Raw genomic sequence first — 14,431 nt, forward strand, 5'->3', positions numbered from 1 at the left:
CCATCCCGCTTGCGTCCCATGACCAGCGGCCGCGACAACACTGAGCTTTTCTCTGTCATAGGTGTCCACCTGCTTATACGTGGACACCATCCTTACCTCTTTTCCGCCACCATTCCAGACGTCGTTAAAGGAGCGCTTACCGGTAATCAGCAATAGCAACGGTAGAAAGCCTTGCCAAGGAGTAGTCTCCAAGGTGCTCAAGAATGATGCCGAGAGCGCTTCTCGTCTGCTTGACGGATTTTTTAGATGGAAGGACGTTGTTTAGGTAGCGCTCACAGACTTCCTTGAAGATTGTCTCTTGAGCAGGGGCATGGTCTCGGTAGGTTCCTTGCTCGATCTCAGATTCAATCTTCTTAGCCCATTTCTGAGCAAGGTCTTTGGTTGAGAAGGTTCCAGTAAGAGGCTTATTTCCTTTTAGCCTGATTTGAACTTGAAAGGTCCCGTTAGAACGTTTGCGGATGGTAGCCATCACTCACACCTTGAAGTCAAATGTGACACAGGTGTGACAGAGCAAAGGCAGGGCATCTTGAAGGCTATATAAGCCTTTGATTTTTATGCCTCGGAGGTCCCCTCGAAAATCGGACAGGTCCCCTTAGGAGGGGGACGCTCTATCCTACTGAGCTACCGGGGCGGAGCGGATTGATATCGCCGTAAAGGCTTTTAGATCAGGCGGATAGCTTGAAAATAGGCCTTTATAGTGTACCTCTAAGACCTGTCCGAAGGCCAGTAAATTCATGTCCCTGGTAGGGCGATTCCGACTTCACTCCCTCTCCCAAAGGCGAGAGGGGACGGGCGCGCCAAAATACGACGATTCACCAATCGTGCGATTGCTCTGATATCACTTGAAGCTCTTGATCAACTGCTTGGGTCGTCACAGGCTTCCCGCAAGGCTTCCAATGCCGTGACCAGGGCGGTGAATGGAATCAAAGAGGCTGCCGCCGCCGTCGATTCATTGAGTTCTCGTCCGAATCGGCGCAGTTTCGCGAGACGTGGCTGAAGGCGCTGCCCGGCGAAAAACGCGGCCGGATCGCGTAAGCCGGCGCGCAGCATCGCGCGGCTGAAGCGAACCGATCCGGACCTCAGTCGTTCCAGCAGCACGGTTTGCACCCGGCGTTCCCATCGGTCGCGCGGTTTCACGTTCTCGAGTCGGGGGATCAGCCGTCTGAGGTCCAAATGGTCGGCGACCGCGTCATTCAGTTCGGCCACTTTTGACAGCGGCTCGCCTGTCCCGGCGGCGAGGTCGACCAAGGCCGGAAAGTCGTGCAGTCGTTCCAGGAGAGCCATGAGACGGGCTTCTTCCGCCGTGAAGCCCAAGGCTTCAGACCCGGCGATGCGCTGTTCGTAATCCGGGCGCTCGCTCTCCGCAAGACTTTTCGCGAGATAATCGAGATGCTGTGCTAGGTCCTTGCGCCACACGGCCACCGTCTCGGGATTCGGATAAAGCGCTTTGCCCTTATGCAGCGCCCATAGGCAGAAGGAGTTCAGGAGGCCTTCCAAAAGCAGCAGAAGTTCGATCTGCCGCGGGGCCGCAATTCGACCGTCCAACGCGCAGATTTTGTGGCGCAGCTTACGGCCATCGAGTACGCGGTCGAACAGAAAATATGCTCTGACGGCTTGATTCAGGAGAGGCGGCTCGAGTTCGTCGACCCAAACCAAAAAGCCCACCCCGGCTTGGTTGATGAGCGTGTTGCACACGACGGTGGCGGTAATTTCCTTGGCGAGCGAATGTTCCTCGAGCGTCTCGGCAAAACGCTCTCGCACCGCTGCCGGAAAATAGCCGGCGAAGCAGTCCTCGGTCCAGGATGCCGACAGAAACTCGGTATTGTCGAAGAGCGCCTGCTTCAAGGCCAATTTGGCATAGGCCATCAGTATCGCCAGTTCCGGGCGGGTCAGAACTTGCTGGGAGCGTGCCGCGATTTCCTTGCGGGAGGGAAACGACTCTACCGCCGGGTCGAGCAAACCCGCATTGATCAGCCGGCCCGCCAGTTCGAGAAATGGTTCCACATCCTGGGCACAGCGCCTGTGGTCCAGGGAAAGGCAGAGGCTTTGCCAATAATTGTTGGCCAGCACCGAGCGGCAAACGTCTTCCGTCATTTCCGCGAGCCACCGGTCGCGTTCCTCCTGGTCGGCAATCAATCCCTTGTGCTGCAGCAGGGTCATGAGGATTTTGAGATTGACCTCGTGGTCGGATAAATCGACTCCGCCCGAGTTGTCGACCGCATCGGTATTGATGCGTCCTCCGCCCAGCGCATATTCGATGCGGGCGAGTTGGGTGAAGCCGAGGTTGGCGCCTTCACCGACCACTTTCGCTTTAACTTGGCTGGCGTCGACTCGGGTGAGGTCATTGACCTTGTCGCCGACGTCCTCATGGGTTTCGGCGCTGGCTTTGACGTAAGTTCCAATGCCGCCGAGCCAGAGCAGATCGACCGAAGCGGTCAGCAGCAGCCGGATCAGTTCTTCCCCGTCGACCGTGGCATGACGTATCCCGAGCCACTCGCGGACGTCGGGTGATAGCGGGATATCCTTTGCATCGCGCCGGAATACGCCGCCGCCGGCCGAGATCAAGGCGGGGTCGTAACTGTCCCAACTGGAATTGGGCAGATCGAACAAGCGTCTTCGCTCTCGATAGGACTGCACGGGGTCGGGATTCGGATCGAGAAAGATATGATTGGCGCTGAAGGCGGCGCGTAGGCGAATCTTGTCGGAAAGCAGCATGCCGTTGCCGAACACGTCGCCGTCCATGCTGCCGATGCCGATCGCCGTAAACGGCTGGGTGTCTATATCCTGCCCCAATTCGCGGAAGTGTCGTTTCACGCATTCCCAGGCGCCTCGGGCGGTGATGCCGAGCTTCTTGTGGTGATAGCCGTGGGAACCGCCGCTGGCGAAGGCGTCTCCGAGCCAAAATCCGTATTCTGCGGCGATCACATTGGCGCGATCGGACAGCCGGGCCGTCCCCTTGTCCGCGGCAACGACCAGATATGGGTCGGCATCGTCGTGGGCCACGACATCGGAAGGGCCGGTCACCACGGCGCCGTTCAAATTGTCGGTCAGGTCCAGCAGTCCTCGAATCAGCGTGGAATAAGCTTCCTGGGCCGCCCGGTCGCGATCGGACGAGTCCCGCGCCGGCGATTTGATGACGAATCCGCCCTTGGCGCCTTGCGGAACGATCAAGGCATTCTTGATCATCTGTGTTTTCATCAAATCGAGAATTTCGCTGCGGAAATCGTCCGGGCGATCCGACCAGCGGATGCCGCCGCGAGCCACCTTGGCTCCCCGCAGATGGATGCCCTCCATCAGCGCCGAATGGACGTAAATCTCGAACAAGGGACGTGGCGCCGGCATATTGATGACCCCCAGGCTGCTGATCTTGAGGGCGATAAAATGGTCCGGCTGGTCCACCCGCCGATAGAAGTTGGTCCGCAGCGTGGCGTCGATCAGGTTGAACAGGTCGCGGAGAATGCGATCCTCGTTCGAGTCTTCCACCGCATTCAGCGACGAGCTCAATTCCATGCGGATCGGCAGCATGCCGTCGTCCTCGCGCCGGGCTAGACCGATCCAGCGTTTGTCCGGCTTGAACCGGCTCTCGAAATAGTGAAAAAGCAGCAGGGCCGTCTTGGGATTGTTGAGCAGCGCCTGATGAAAGCGGAAACGGCCGAAGCGGCTGCCAATCTGGAAATAATAGTTTCGGTATGCGCGGAAGACGTCGATTTCCTTCCAGGAAAGGCCGGTCAGCAGCAGCAAGCCGTTTAGGGCATCGTTCTCCGCCCGCCCCGTCAGCAGCGCCATGAAAGCATCCAGCAGCGGCTCTTTGACCGGCATCAGGGAGTCGAGGCCGTCCGCGGCGGGCTTGACCGAGAAGCTGCGGATGAAGACGCGCTGCGATCTGACCTCGACCCTGAATTGAACCTGGTCGACCACCCGCAGGTTTAGGTCTTGCAGGATCGGAATGATCTCATCCAGACTCCGTTCGCGTATGCCGTAAAGCTGAAGGCGATGGTGCGGATCGCCGAGTTGCCGGTCGGGCGCCCATAGGTCGACAGCCTCCCGGCCCGTGCGGGTGACGTGCTCTACCTTGAACGCGTCCCGGGTTGCCAGTTGCGGAGGAACGAGCGCGCGGTATTCGGCGGAGAAAGCCTGCTCGTAGGGAAATGAAGGAGCGGTTTGGTGAAACTCCCGGGCCGCCTGGTCAAGAAAGGTTCGGAAGCTGTGTTCCCAAGGCATGGTAATTTCTCCTGACGAATCGGGATGCCGACGGTGATTCCCGGCAAGGATAACTACGATTTCGCCGGCTCGAGTTCGGTTGCTCGAACAAGGTCTAACCCAGCTTCTTGTACATCTCCAGTACGTTGCCGTTGTCGGTCTTACGGTAGCTGACCCAATCCATAAACGTGCGCATGAAAAAGATGCCGCGGCCGCGCTCGTTCAGGGCGTCGAGATTAGGCGCGGGCACCTTATTCAAATCGAAGCCCTGACCATAATCGTATACATAAATTCGGAGATCCTTGTCTTCGATGTACATGCACACCCGCACGGTTTTGTGGGTGTCGCCCGGTGCAGCATGCTGAATCGCGTTGACCATCGCTTCGGTCAGAACCAGATTAAGATGATAGGCAAGCGCATCGCGGTCGCCGGTATAGACATCCAAGGTCTTGGCTACCTGTTCGGCGATATTGCCGATCAAACTCAGATAGCGAGTTTGATTCGGAACCACAATTTCGACGTTGATGCCCGTCTCGCCGCACATCGAAATCTCCTGGCTAGTCGTTCCCCGGAACCTCCCGGAGGCTGGGATAGATGTCAAATACCCGATGCAAGCGGGTGAGCTCGAACATGGATTGCACGCGCGGCTGTAGTCCCGCCAGTACAAAGCTGCCGGAGCGCAAAGAAGCATTCTTGTAACCGGACAGCAGAGCGCCCAAACCTGAGCTGTCGATGAACCGGACGCCCGACAAATTGACAACCAAGCGCGTGTGACCGTCTTCCAGCAGCTTGAGGATGTAATCCTTTAGTTCGCCGGAGTTATGCGCATCAATGCGTTCCTCCCCGAGGTTGAGGATGGTCCTGCCGTTACGATCTTCAGTCGAGATATTCATCGTTTGGCTCCAGCATCCGCAATGGTTTATGTAGGACAGGCCACATGGGAAATAATAACGTGGAACCCGTCGACAAAAATATAGGCGGAAAGTCCTTGCGGTGACGTTTTTGGGCCGAACCACCTATGCGCGGCGGCCGGACCGCGTTTCAGCGCCTTGTTATCCGGGAACTTGTGACGATTGCGAGTCGTATCAAGAGCAGATTTGCAGCGGCTTGCCGTCCACACGTTTTTATCGGGCCGGAACAACCGGCGTGAAACGACCTATCTACTTAGACGACGGCAGCGGGTTAAAAATTCACGGAGCGCCGTTTCTCTGAAATGCTCCAGGTCCCAGCTCCGCCGGATGAGCAGTCGGTAATGCGCGGACGGAACTATATAGACTTCCGCGTCGGTTCGCACTCCGGTGCGGGTAACTAGGGTGAGGGTCTCGCGCCGAGACATCCTTGTAGAGTATGCCGTCGGTGAACGTGCCGAGCTCGCTCCGAACCCCCGGATAAACCTGGTTGCGAATGCGATAGCGGGCGTAATCATGTAGTCGGGCCGCCTGCGATGGGTAAGAGGCGCAGGCCACGGCGTGCATTACCTCAGGAATTTGCAAGGTGCCATAGGCGAAAACGTTGTACGTACGGGGCATGGGCGTAAGACACGAGCCGGTTGCAGACTTATCATCCGCCGACTGATCAGCCCCCTAAAGCGGCTGTAATCGGCGTTAAGGACTGACGGCGGTGACCCAGGCGTCGATGTGTTCGGCGGTGATCGCGCCGCTGACCGGTAAACGGTTATGGCCGGCGTCGTAGAAATAACTGCGGGGCAGTTCGCCGTACCAGGACGAATCCACCTCGTAGCGTAACCGCTGCGTGTTGGACTCGCTGAAAATCCACGACTCGAGCTGTTTCAGCTCGTGTTTCGCCAGCATGTCGCTCACTTCGCCGGCGAATTCGGCCTCGTCGGTGGAGACCATCACCAAATCCAGCTTCGGATGCTTTTTCATCGACGCTGCAAGGGCATCCAGATCCCGCATGCAACTGGCGCAGTCCAACGACCAGAACATGAGAATAAAAGGCTTTCCCTGCCGGGTTTTCAAAATTTCGTTAAGGCTGCCGGCAACAAAAGGGTGAGTCTGATTTTCGGCCAATAGCGGAACCGAAAAAAACGTCATGAACAGGCAAAGCAGGGCGCATAGTTTTTTCATATCGATATGGATAGGAGTCAGAACGATGTGGGCGGGTCTGTTAATCGATGCGGATCAGGCGGTAACCTTTGTCTTGGCTATTCCACGACAGAAAAATCGCTTGGCCGTCGGTCAGGAGGAACGGAAAATCGACGTCGGAGTCCGACTCCAGCGTCGCCACCGCCTCGGACCATGTTTTTCCGCTGTCCCTGGACTGTTTGACCATCGCCCGATTCTTCTTGCCGTCGAACTCGTTCCAGGCCAAGACCACGCGGTTTCTCATGGCCAATACGTCGGGATGTGCCGGTAGTTTGTGAGGATCGCCCAAAGCCACGGGCTCGGAAAAGCGGCGGGCTTGATCGTCGGAATAGGCATAAAACAAGCCTTGGCGTTTTTTTCCCTGGGTGAACCAGGCGATGTGGTAGCGTCCATTGGGGCCGATGGAAAGCGCGGGTCCATGGACGGGACACGCCTCGATCTCCCAGTCATCGACGGTGGCTCGTGCCGCCGCCCATTCCGCGCTATTTCCCTTGGGCTTCAGCAGACCATGATCGCGGACATTGCCGGGATAAATAAAGCGGGTGAGCAGGACCGGCCGGCCATCCGTGTCGAAATCGACGGCGAGACGGCAGCAACTGCAAACCCCGTCCACGATTTTGTGATTGGATTGAGCGGTTTTTCCCTGGGCGTCCAGGGCGGTGTGAAAAATGTCGTTGCCCCGCGCTTCGTTAATTCCTTCGCGCTCGTCGTGCCAGAAAGCGTGCAAATCGCCATTGGGGGCAATCGCCAATATGGTCTGAAATGAGTTGGCTATCCTCGCCTTGTCGCTCAAAGGTTCCGGCGTGCTGAAGTGCTGTCCCCGATCTGCGGAAACGCTCAAATAGCTTGTCCAGGGCTGCAGACCGAAGGCCGGGTAGGCGACGTAAACCCGGCCGGCGGGTTCGACGGCGATCTGCGGGCGATATTCGCTCTGCGCTCTTATGGGCACGCGCTCCGGGTTGACCGCCACCGGCGGGCTGAAGGTCTTGCCGTAATCGCTGGAAGAATCCACATAGACGTGATCATCGGTCGGCACGACGCGCCACAGCCGTCGGTCCGGGCCGAAAGCCGCCGAAACCGGAAGTTTGACGTCCATGCCGGCATAGCGTTCAAAGCCGCCCGGCGCCGGGTTTGTTCCCGAACCGATCGACGCGCAACCGGCTAAGGTCACCACGGACAAAACCCAGAAACACAGCACAGCTAAGCGGTTGTGGGCGCCGCAGGAATACCACATCCGGATCGCTCTTCGCTTCAGTGCGATAAGCGTCAGGCTTGGAGTCAAGCACCCGGTTTGCAATTTCGCCGCCTTCAGAACGTAACGTTGATTCGACTGGTGATACGGTAATCCGGTTCCACCTGATGGCCGTTCAGATCGGTCACGATAGGTACGCCGAACGACAAAGCCAGGTTCCAGTTCTCGCCGCCCGCAAAGCGAGCGCCCGGTGAAACATAGAGAATATGGCCGCCTTCATCGACGTCCTTTAGCCCTCGTTCGGTTTGAAAGTCACGCCATTCGCCGTTCAATTCGACCATCAGGGTCCAGAGGTTGAAGTTGCTGGACGCCTGGAGCCCGCCGCCGAGCGTTCCGCCGGGGCTCCAGGAGAGGGCGGCATTATAGGTAAAAACATCACCCAGATCGACATCGCGGTCACCCTTAGTCACCCAGGTATAGAGCACGTTGGAGTCGAAGGAGAAATCACCGAGCCCTTGGGTGAAGGCTAGCCCCAGACTGCCGTCCCAGGAGCCGCTGCCGGGTTGGAAATGCACATCCTGAATTTCCCGTTCTCCCTCCTCGTTTCGGGCCGTGACGCGGTCGGTGCGTCCGGTCGGCATTTTGACGGCGCCGAGCAGCGCAACATGGGTCAGATTGTCTTCCGTGTTGAAGAATCGCCATTGGCCGAAGAACGTGGTGTCGCCGATGCCATTCGGGTCTCCGAGGTTCTGGACATGGGGAGCCTCCTCTCCTGCGCCTTCTTCGTCGTCATGATGCTCCTCTTCATCATGGTGGGGCACTTCGCGGACGTTGTTGCGCCACACATAGGGAAAGCGCAGGCCTAAAGTGATGTCGTCGGTGACGCCATAAGCCGCGATCAGCGACGTCGTCAGCAGCGATTCAATGCTATGGACGTGCCTCTCCTCACCCTCAAGCCGCTCGTTGAGCTCGATGAGCCGCGAAGTCGAAAACTCGTTGTAGTCCGTATATTGGGTCGTCACGCCGACCAGCGCCTTGCTTGCAGGCAGTGTAATCGCGCTGCTGGTGATGATCGGTGCCGCCGTGCCCAGGCCGAAGCCGATGGAACCGTGATCCGCCAAGAGTGAATTGCTGCAGAGACTGATGCCCGATGCCAAAGCCGCGGTCACCGCAATTCTTATTTTTTGTTTCATAAAATTCTCACATGCGAGGGGAAGGGATAACGCTATTGTCCCGGTAAACGCTGAAAATGCGTTTTTTCGAGAACAGCGGGGATTTTTTCGAGTTTCGACCGATGCTCAAACGGAAAGGCGATCACGCAGAAATCGAGCCAAGTATGCTGAATCGGTTATGCAGCAGGCGGTAGCATTGCATGCGGACCGATGTTGTTCGCAAAACTGTGGCAAATGACACAGCGCGGTGTGTGAAATCACGCATAAACATTCCTGCCAGATGAGCGTGGACAAGCGTCCATAGCGGTCTGCCGATAGTACTACGCGAGCAGGGCGCCCAATTCCTCGGGATCGACCGGCTTCACCAAATGATGATCGAACCCGGCGGCCTTGGTAAGGGCTCGGTCTTCTTGCTGGCCATAGCCGGTAATGGCGATGATCAGCGCCTTGCTCATCTCCGGGGTTTCACGCAGTCTACGGGCTACTTCATAGCCATCCATTCCCGGAAGGCCGATGTCCAAAAGAACGGCCTGCGGTTGAAAATCGGACGCCAGTTCGAGAGCGGTCGGCCCATCGAGTGCGGTTTTGACTTCATGGCCTTCGAGTTCGAGCAACAAGGCCAAGCTTTCGACGGCATCCGTGTTGTCATCGACCACTAGGATCCGCTTGGATTCGTCCTTTCCGCGATGCGTGGTGTCTTTGTCGGTCATGGATCAGTTCCTTTAGTAAATTCAGCGCATTAAGGCAATCTTACGACGAATTCGCTGCCCTGTTCGAGGCCCGTGCTCAGGGCTTCGATTTGCCCTTCATGTGACTCGACGATCTGTTTCGGTCAGCCCAGGATAGGGACGACAAGCGTTGATGCGTCGGCCTCATCCGCCTTAAATTGCCGGATGACACAATACTGCCTAATGAGGTGGTTTCATAGTTTGAGCGATGCGTGTTTAGGGTTGCGGCGCGGATAGTGAGAGCGCTACGCAGCCAGACTAAGAGTGAATCTTTATTGGGTCGGCAAGTCTATAGAAAAAGCGGGAATTTCCCTGACGGGTCGGCCAAAACGCCGGGCTTCTGGAAATCGGTCCATCGGCGATGGGGAATTCATAAAACAAGTAACAACAAAAAGAGAAAAAATCATGTTCTTGCCATTTTATGTCCCCGGCAGGGAAGCGCTCAGGATTGTCATTGTCGGCGGCGGCTATTCAGGGCTGTCGGCGCTGGTTACGATCCGTGAATATCGTCCCGATGCTGAAATCGTTTTGGTCGATCCGCGGCCTTATCACCTTAAGATCACTCATCTTCACGAAAGTTTTCGCCGCCCGCTGGCGGACTTCAAAGTACCTTTCGCGACCTTGGCGAAACGCTTCAATTTTCACCACATCACGGCGGAGCTAAAGTTCGACGATGCGGAGCTCAAGCAGTGGCAAAGCGACCGGGTCATAACGGTCGGGCAAGATCAAATAGGGTTCGACTACCTGCTGATCGCCACGGGAGCAGGCTTCAAGAAGCTCGCAAAATCCAGCCGTATAATCGATCTCGACGAATTCATCGAGAAATCGGGTCCGGACCTTCTGGAAGAAAATCTAGCGGCAACAGGCGCTTCCGATCCCTGGATTACCGCGGTTGGAGGCGGTGCGACGGGAATCCAGTATTTGTTCGAGATCGCTAATTTCGTGCGGGAGCGCCGGATTCCCTGTCGGCTGCGCCTGGTGGATTCCGAACACGGGGTGCTGACGCAATTCGATGCGAAATTGGGGCAGTACGTACAGGCTCGCATGGCAGACCTCGGAATAGAGCATGTGCCCGGTAGTTTTTTCCGCACTCAGGAGGCGGACCATGTCGTACTCGAGGCGACGGAGACGGGCGAGTTGTCCGAACTCGATTCCCACCTGACTTTGCTTTTCGTCGGCAAAAGCGCGAGCGTTCGGCTACATGCCAATTTCTTCGGACAGGTCACCGTGGACGGCGAGGCCTTGGACCGGGTTTTCACCGCCGGCGACTGCTCGTACTACCGGTCACTCGGTTCGAATGCCATGACGGCTCAGTCCGCCGTGCGCAAAGGCAAGTTGGTCGCCCGGAACATTCTCAGGCATTCGGGACTCGTCAAATTGCTGGAGCCTTATCTGCATCGCGATCTGGGTTACGTAATCAGCATGGGGCCGCAGGATTCCGTGGGTTGGGTAGCATTGGAACGTAATGTGGTGGGGGGCTTTCCCGCAACGGTCGTGAAAGAAATCGTCGAAGCGCAATACGATCTATTGCTTGCGGGCATCGATACCTATGTGTTGTGAAGATTGTAAGGTCGGGTGGACTTATCCTTGTGGCGCTGCTGTCAAAAAACACGAGCAGGTAAGTAAATTCATGGGATACCGGTGCGTCCGATAACGACGCCAGGAAATTTAGGAGGCGGAAGATAATGTTCGGCTCAAGTCAGCCCGTAAAAGCTAAGGCGAGCACAGTAATCAACAAACCCGTAGACGAAGTTTTTCATTTCATCAGCGATGAATTTTTCAACAATTACCCGAAGTGGTCGCCCGAAGTGGTCGAATTGAAACCCTTGTCGGAAGGGCCGGTGCGTCTTGGCACCCTGGCGCGGCAGGTTCGAGTCGATCATGGGCACCGGTCCGAATCGACGTTCAGGGTGACCGACTACCAGCCGAACAAGCGGATATGCTTCAGCGGGGTATCCAGCCCTTACCGCGTTATCTATGATCTCGAGCAAAACAGCGCGCCGTCGCCATCCACCCAGATCGCATTTACGTTCGAGCTGCCGGAGCTTGAGCTGTTCATGCGCCCGTTTGAGAAATTGATCCGAGTGGCCGTCCAAGAGGGTGCCGAGCAGACAGTGAAGAATTTAAAGGGTCTGATCGAGAGCCGTTCATGATGCCTAAAAGGAGCTTGGCAAGGTTTTCGATCAATAACTAAGTCCAAGAGGGCAAAGATTAAGTTTGGGAGTTAGGAGGAACCGATTATGGCCTTCGTTGTGGAAAAAGATCCAGGGCTGATCCCTCAGGTCTTGGCGAAGATTCTCGATTCGTGTATCAACGGCGTAACGCTGGCCGATCCGGACTTGGAGGATATGCCTCTCGTTTATGCCAACAAAGCCTTCGAAGAGATTACGGGATATAGTCAGGCGGAGGTGGTGGGTCGAAACTGCCGGTTCTTGCAGGGAGACGATAGGGACCAGCCAGCTCGCGTCCAGATCCGCGAAGCACTGGCGAATTTTCAACCGATCGAGGTGACGCTGCGCAATTATCGAAAGAACGGCGAGCTCTTTCATAATCATCTTGCACTGACGCCGCTCTTCGATCGGGACGGAAAGTTGATTTATTATCTGGGTATTCAGTATGACGTGACTAGCCAGGTACGTGCTGAAGAAGAGATCAAGCGTCTGAGCGAAAGCTTGGAGAGCGTTTCGAAATTAACAAAATGAGGGGCCGATGCCGCCGTCGCGTGATTAATGCCACAACGAAGAATCAAAATGGTTGGTTTTAACGGTTTTCCTAACAGTATCCGCGTTCGGCCGAAGCAACAACGTATCGTTTTGGCCAGCGCTGTTAAAGCAGATTATGAATAATTTAAGGTTTTAATATGGCGGTTATTTGTACCAGTGTTTGCGTCAACTATACGCCTAAAGAGATGTACGATCTGGTGAACGATGTTCAAGCCTATCCCAGCTATCTTCCTTTATGCAGCAATGTAAAACTGCTTTCAAAAACACCTGCGACCCTCAGGGCCACCATCACCTTGTCCAAAGGCAAGATCAAGTTTTCCTTCACCACGGAAAACTCCATGGAAGATAGCAAACATATCCGGATGAATCTGATCGAAGGGCCGTTCAAGCATTTGCGCGGGCATTGGCGGTTCGAGCCGAGCGCGACCGGCGGTTGCGAAGCCACGTTCCGTTTGGACTTCGAGTTTGCCAATGCCTTGCTTGGAATGGCCTTCGGCGGCTTTTTCAAGGAGGTGGCCGAATCTCTGGTTGATGCTTTCTGCCGCCAAGCCGCCAAAAAATATGGAGAGCGGCCGGCCCACCCGCCTGAAACATTTCATGGTCGTGGGAAACTCACATAGGCCGTTCCGACGGCGCTTTGCCGATCTTCGCGTAGATCGGGTTGCCCTGGCACGCTTTGGTGGTGCGAGACGCAATCCGGTTTGAACGTTAACTGCCCGATTTGGCTGAAAAGCGGCTCTTCGGAACTTCGAAGCGGTGCGTTTCGCCGTGACTCAGATATCTCACGCGATCGTCGAGGCCGGCGGCGGTTACGGCTTTCTTGAAGTCTTCGATCGGTGACTTGAAAACCTCATAATCGTTGTAGTGGATTGGGATCGCCTCGCGAGGGTTTACGATTCTTATCGCCTCTATGCCTTCTTTGGCGTCCATCGTGAGCAAAACGCCCATAATCCGGGTGCCTCCAAGGTGAAACAGCCCCAGATCGATGTCCGGATAGCGTTTCGGAATTTCCTTCAAGTCATCGAATACCAGGGTGTCTCCGGTAATGTATAAGCATAGGGTGGTCAGTCCTTCGGAAGTTTGAAAGTCGAGCATGCTGCCCATGACTGGCGGGAGGAGTTTTGCCAGGACCGGCGGACCGTGCCTGCCCGGCATGGCCGTGATGAGTACTTTCGCCCCGTTCTTTTCCACGGTTACGGACTCCCAGGTCCGGAGAGGCATCGTGGCGGTGAAGCCTTTGTTTTTCAATTTCCCGGCCGCATGCGCTGTCGTCACGATGGGGACGTCCTTTGGCAGCCTTTCTTCGACGATCTGATCGAAGTGGTCTCCGTGATAGTGGGAGAGTACGACGAAGTCCAGTGGCGGAAGTTGCTCGATATCGATGGCCGGGTCGGTCAGTCGTTTTGACGTCAATCCATAGCCCAGATGGGCATGGTCTCCCGCGTGAAGGAAGTTCGGATCGGTGAGAATGGTGAAACCCGCGTACCGGAGAATAACAGTGGCCGTGCCGATGAAGAAAATCGAGCCGTTGCCAAAGTCGGGGAGGGCGTCTTGAGAAGCGGGAAGGCTGATCCGTCTGAAGTTTGGCATGCATCCTCCTTGATGCGTGTTGCGGTGTGAGATGGCGGTCACTCTACGCGTTACCCGAGGTACGATCAAGCGGATGAGTAGGCGGTTGCATTTCATGTGAAATCCACTGCTCGACTCGCTATCGGATACCTGATCCGAAACGTCGGATGGCCAGATTAGGGAAGCATGGCGTAAGCGAGAAACATTCCGAAGGCCAGCGTCAGTCCGGCCCAGGTCCGCATGAAACCGAGTCCCTGGCCAGACCACCACTCGATGAGTCTTTGAAAACGTTCGATTCCGATCAGTGGGGTGACAAGCCCTGTCACGAAAATGACGATGCCGAGAATCCGGACGACATTCGGGGCGCGTGAATCGGACGCAGCGAGCAAGAGCGCCAGGCCGAGGATGAGTCGGAAAGCGGCCGCGATATAGAGCCCCGCCGGAGTTTCGAAGCGCCGCACAAGGTCGAGAAGCCTTTGCGGCGAGACTACACCCAACGCGCCCAACCCGGCGACCATCAAGCTTAGGATAAGAGCTACCGCGGTCATATCGGACCTCCAGTCTTCTGATAGGCATGCGCGCTTAAACAATACCTCACCCTAATTAGTCAGCCCTGAAGTATTTCTAACACACTGACACATATACGGATTCGTTGCATATTGGCTGGTACAATTTGCAAGAAAACCAGTCATTTGATTTCGATTTCTTGCAAATTCGGGTGGGTTGCATGAAGCCAAGAGAG

15 protein-coding genes are annotated in these 14,431 nt (G+C 56.1%); 4 read left to right on the plus strand and 11 right to left on the minus strand.

Annotated features, from left to right (window positions below; translation table 11 throughout):
- Positions 1-136: 136 nt before the first annotated feature.
- The 9 genes from VEB01_RS01150 to VEB01_RS01185 all read right to left on the minus strand — a co-directional run bounded on the left by VEB01_RS01150 (position 137) and on the right by VEB01_RS01185 (position 9,379).
- Complete coding sequence (locus tag VEB01_RS01150) at positions 137-469, minus strand: hypothetical protein (protein ID WP_324872268.1); 333 nt, start codon at positions 467-469, stop codon at positions 137-139.
- A 386-nt stretch (positions 470-855) separates the two neighbouring features.
- Positions 856-4,221, minus strand: coding sequence for an NAD-glutamate dehydrogenase domain-containing protein (locus tag VEB01_RS01155; RefSeq protein ID WP_324872269.1), 3,366 nt, complete (start codon positions 4,219-4,221; stop codon positions 856-858).
- Between the two features lie 94 nt (positions 4,222-4,315).
- Positions 4,316-4,744 (minus strand): ATP-binding protein, encoded by a 429-nt coding sequence (locus VEB01_RS01160; RefSeq protein ID WP_324872270.1) that lies wholly within the window; start codon positions 4,742-4,744, stop codon positions 4,316-4,318.
- Positions 4,745-4,757: 13 nt separating this feature from the next.
- On the minus strand, positions 4,758-5,093 hold the full coding sequence (locus tag VEB01_RS01165) for an STAS domain-containing protein (protein ID WP_324872271.1): 336 nt from the start codon (positions 5,091-5,093) through the stop codon (positions 4,758-4,760).
- A 297-nt stretch (positions 5,094-5,390) separates the two neighbouring features.
- A complete protein-coding gene (locus VEB01_RS23005) occupies positions 5,391-5,729 on the minus strand; it encodes a gamma-glutamylcyclotransferase family protein (RefSeq protein WP_414675385.1) in 339 nt (112 codons plus the stop codon).
- Between the two features lie 75 nt (positions 5,730-5,804).
- On the minus strand, positions 5,805-6,287 hold the full coding sequence (locus VEB01_RS01170; RefSeq protein ID WP_324872272.1) for a thioredoxin-like domain-containing protein: 483 nt from the start codon (positions 6,285-6,287) through the stop codon (positions 5,805-5,807).
- 40 nt (positions 6,288-6,327) lie between these two features.
- A complete protein-coding gene (locus tag VEB01_RS01175; protein WP_324872273.1) occupies positions 6,328-7,539 on the minus strand; it encodes an exo-alpha-sialidase in 1,212 nt (403 codons plus the stop codon).
- A gap of 74 nt (positions 7,540-7,613) precedes the next feature.
- Positions 7,614-8,690: a transporter gene (locus tag VEB01_RS01180; RefSeq protein ID WP_324872274.1), complete on the minus strand. Its 1,077-nt coding sequence runs from the start codon at positions 8,688-8,690 to the stop codon at positions 7,614-7,616.
- A gap of 299 nt (positions 8,691-8,989) precedes the next feature.
- Positions 8,990-9,379 (minus strand): response regulator, encoded by a 390-nt coding sequence (locus VEB01_RS01185; RefSeq protein ID WP_324872275.1) that lies wholly within the window; start codon positions 9,377-9,379, stop codon positions 8,990-8,992.
- Positions 9,380-9,802: 423 nt separating this feature from the next.
- Between VEB01_RS01185 and VEB01_RS01190 the strand changes: the two genes are divergently transcribed.
- From VEB01_RS01190 to VEB01_RS01205, 4 genes are all read left to right on the plus strand, one after another.
- Positions 9,803-10,957, plus strand: a complete 1,155-nt coding sequence (locus VEB01_RS01190; protein WP_324872276.1) for an NAD(P)/FAD-dependent oxidoreductase — start codon at positions 9,803-9,805, stop codon at positions 10,955-10,957.
- A gap of 125 nt (positions 10,958-11,082) precedes the next feature.
- Positions 11,083-11,550 carry an SRPBCC family protein gene (locus VEB01_RS01195; RefSeq protein WP_324872277.1) on the plus strand — a complete coding sequence of 156 codons (468 nt, stop codon included), beginning with the start codon at positions 11,083-11,085 and terminating at the stop codon, positions 11,548-11,550.
- Positions 11,551-11,637: 87 nt separating this feature from the next.
- Positions 11,638-12,099, plus strand: a complete 462-nt coding sequence (locus tag VEB01_RS01200; RefSeq protein WP_324872278.1) for a PAS domain-containing protein — start codon at positions 11,638-11,640, stop codon at positions 12,097-12,099.
- A 158-nt stretch (positions 12,100-12,257) separates the two neighbouring features.
- Positions 12,258-12,740, plus strand: a complete 483-nt coding sequence (locus tag VEB01_RS01205; RefSeq protein ID WP_324872279.1) for a type II toxin-antitoxin system RatA family toxin — start codon at positions 12,258-12,260, stop codon at positions 12,738-12,740.
- An 88-nt stretch (positions 12,741-12,828) separates the two neighbouring features.
- On the opposite strand, the gene VEB01_RS01210 is transcribed toward VEB01_RS01205, so the two are convergent.
- Complete coding sequence (locus VEB01_RS01210) at positions 12,829-13,710, minus strand: MBL fold metallo-hydrolase (RefSeq protein ID WP_324872280.1); 882 nt, start codon at positions 13,708-13,710, stop codon at positions 12,829-12,831.
- A gap of 155 nt (positions 13,711-13,865) precedes the next feature.
- Positions 13,866-14,237 (minus strand): hypothetical protein, encoded by a 372-nt coding sequence (locus VEB01_RS01215; protein WP_324872281.1) that lies wholly within the window; start codon positions 14,235-14,237, stop codon positions 13,866-13,868.
- Positions 14,238-14,431: the final 194 nt, after the last annotated feature.

The sequence above is a fragment of the Methylocaldum sp. genome, assembly GCF_035627495.1.
GTDB lineage: Bacteria > Pseudomonadota > Gammaproteobacteria > Methylococcales > Methylococcaceae > Methylocaldum.

Excerpts from the sequence above, each read along its gene's own strand:
- VEB01_RS01155 (WP_324872269.1), bottom strand. The coding sequence starts at position 4,221 with ATGCCTTGGGAACACAGCTTCCGAACCTTTCTTGACCAGGCGGCCCGG.
- VEB01_RS01210 (WP_324872280.1), bottom strand. The coding sequence starts at position 13,710 with ATGCCAAACTTCAGACGGATCAGCCTTCCCGCTTCTCAAGACGCCCTC.
- VEB01_RS01195 (WP_324872277.1), top strand. The coding sequence starts at position 11,083 with ATGTTCGGCTCAAGTCAGCCCGTAAAAGCTAAGGCGAGCACAGTAATC.
- VEB01_RS01215 (WP_324872281.1), bottom strand. The coding sequence starts at position 14,237 with ATGACCGCGGTAGCTCTTATCCTAAGCTTGATGGTCGCCGGGTTGGGC.
- VEB01_RS01185 (WP_324872275.1), bottom strand. The coding sequence starts at position 9,379 with ATGACCGACAAAGACACCACGCATCGCGGAAAGGACGAATCCAAGCGG.
- VEB01_RS01180 (WP_324872274.1), bottom strand. The coding sequence starts at position 8,690 with ATGAAACAAAAAATAAGAATTGCGGTGACCGCGGCTTTGGCATCGGGC.
- VEB01_RS01170 (WP_324872272.1), bottom strand. The coding sequence starts at position 6,287 with ATGAAAAAACTATGCGCCCTGCTTTGCCTGTTCATGACGTTTTTTTCG.
- VEB01_RS01200 (WP_324872278.1), top strand. The coding sequence starts at position 11,638 with ATGGCCTTCGTTGTGGAAAAAGATCCAGGGCTGATCCCTCAGGTCTTG.
- VEB01_RS01175 (WP_324872273.1), bottom strand. The coding sequence starts at position 7,539 with ATGTGGTATTCCTGCGGCGCCCACAACCGCTTAGCTGTGCTGTGTTTC.
- VEB01_RS01190 (WP_324872276.1), top strand. The coding sequence starts at position 9,803 with ATGTTCTTGCCATTTTATGTCCCCGGCAGGGAAGCGCTCAGGATTGTC.
- VEB01_RS01160 (WP_324872270.1), bottom strand. The coding sequence starts at position 4,744 with ATGTGCGGCGAGACGGGCATCAACGTCGAAATTGTGGTTCCGAATCAA.
- VEB01_RS01150 (WP_324872268.1), bottom strand. The coding sequence starts at position 469 with ATGGCTACCATCCGCAAACGTTCTAACGGGACCTTTCAAGTTCAAATC.
- VEB01_RS23005 (WP_414675385.1), bottom strand. The coding sequence starts at position 5,729 with ATGCCCCGTACGTACAACGTTTTCGCCTATGGCACCTTGCAAATTCCT.
- VEB01_RS01205 (WP_324872279.1), top strand. The coding sequence starts at position 12,258 with ATGGCGGTTATTTGTACCAGTGTTTGCGTCAACTATACGCCTAAAGAG.
- VEB01_RS01165 (WP_324872271.1), bottom strand. The coding sequence starts at position 5,093 with ATGAATATCTCGACTGAAGATCGTAACGGCAGGACCATCCTCAACCTC.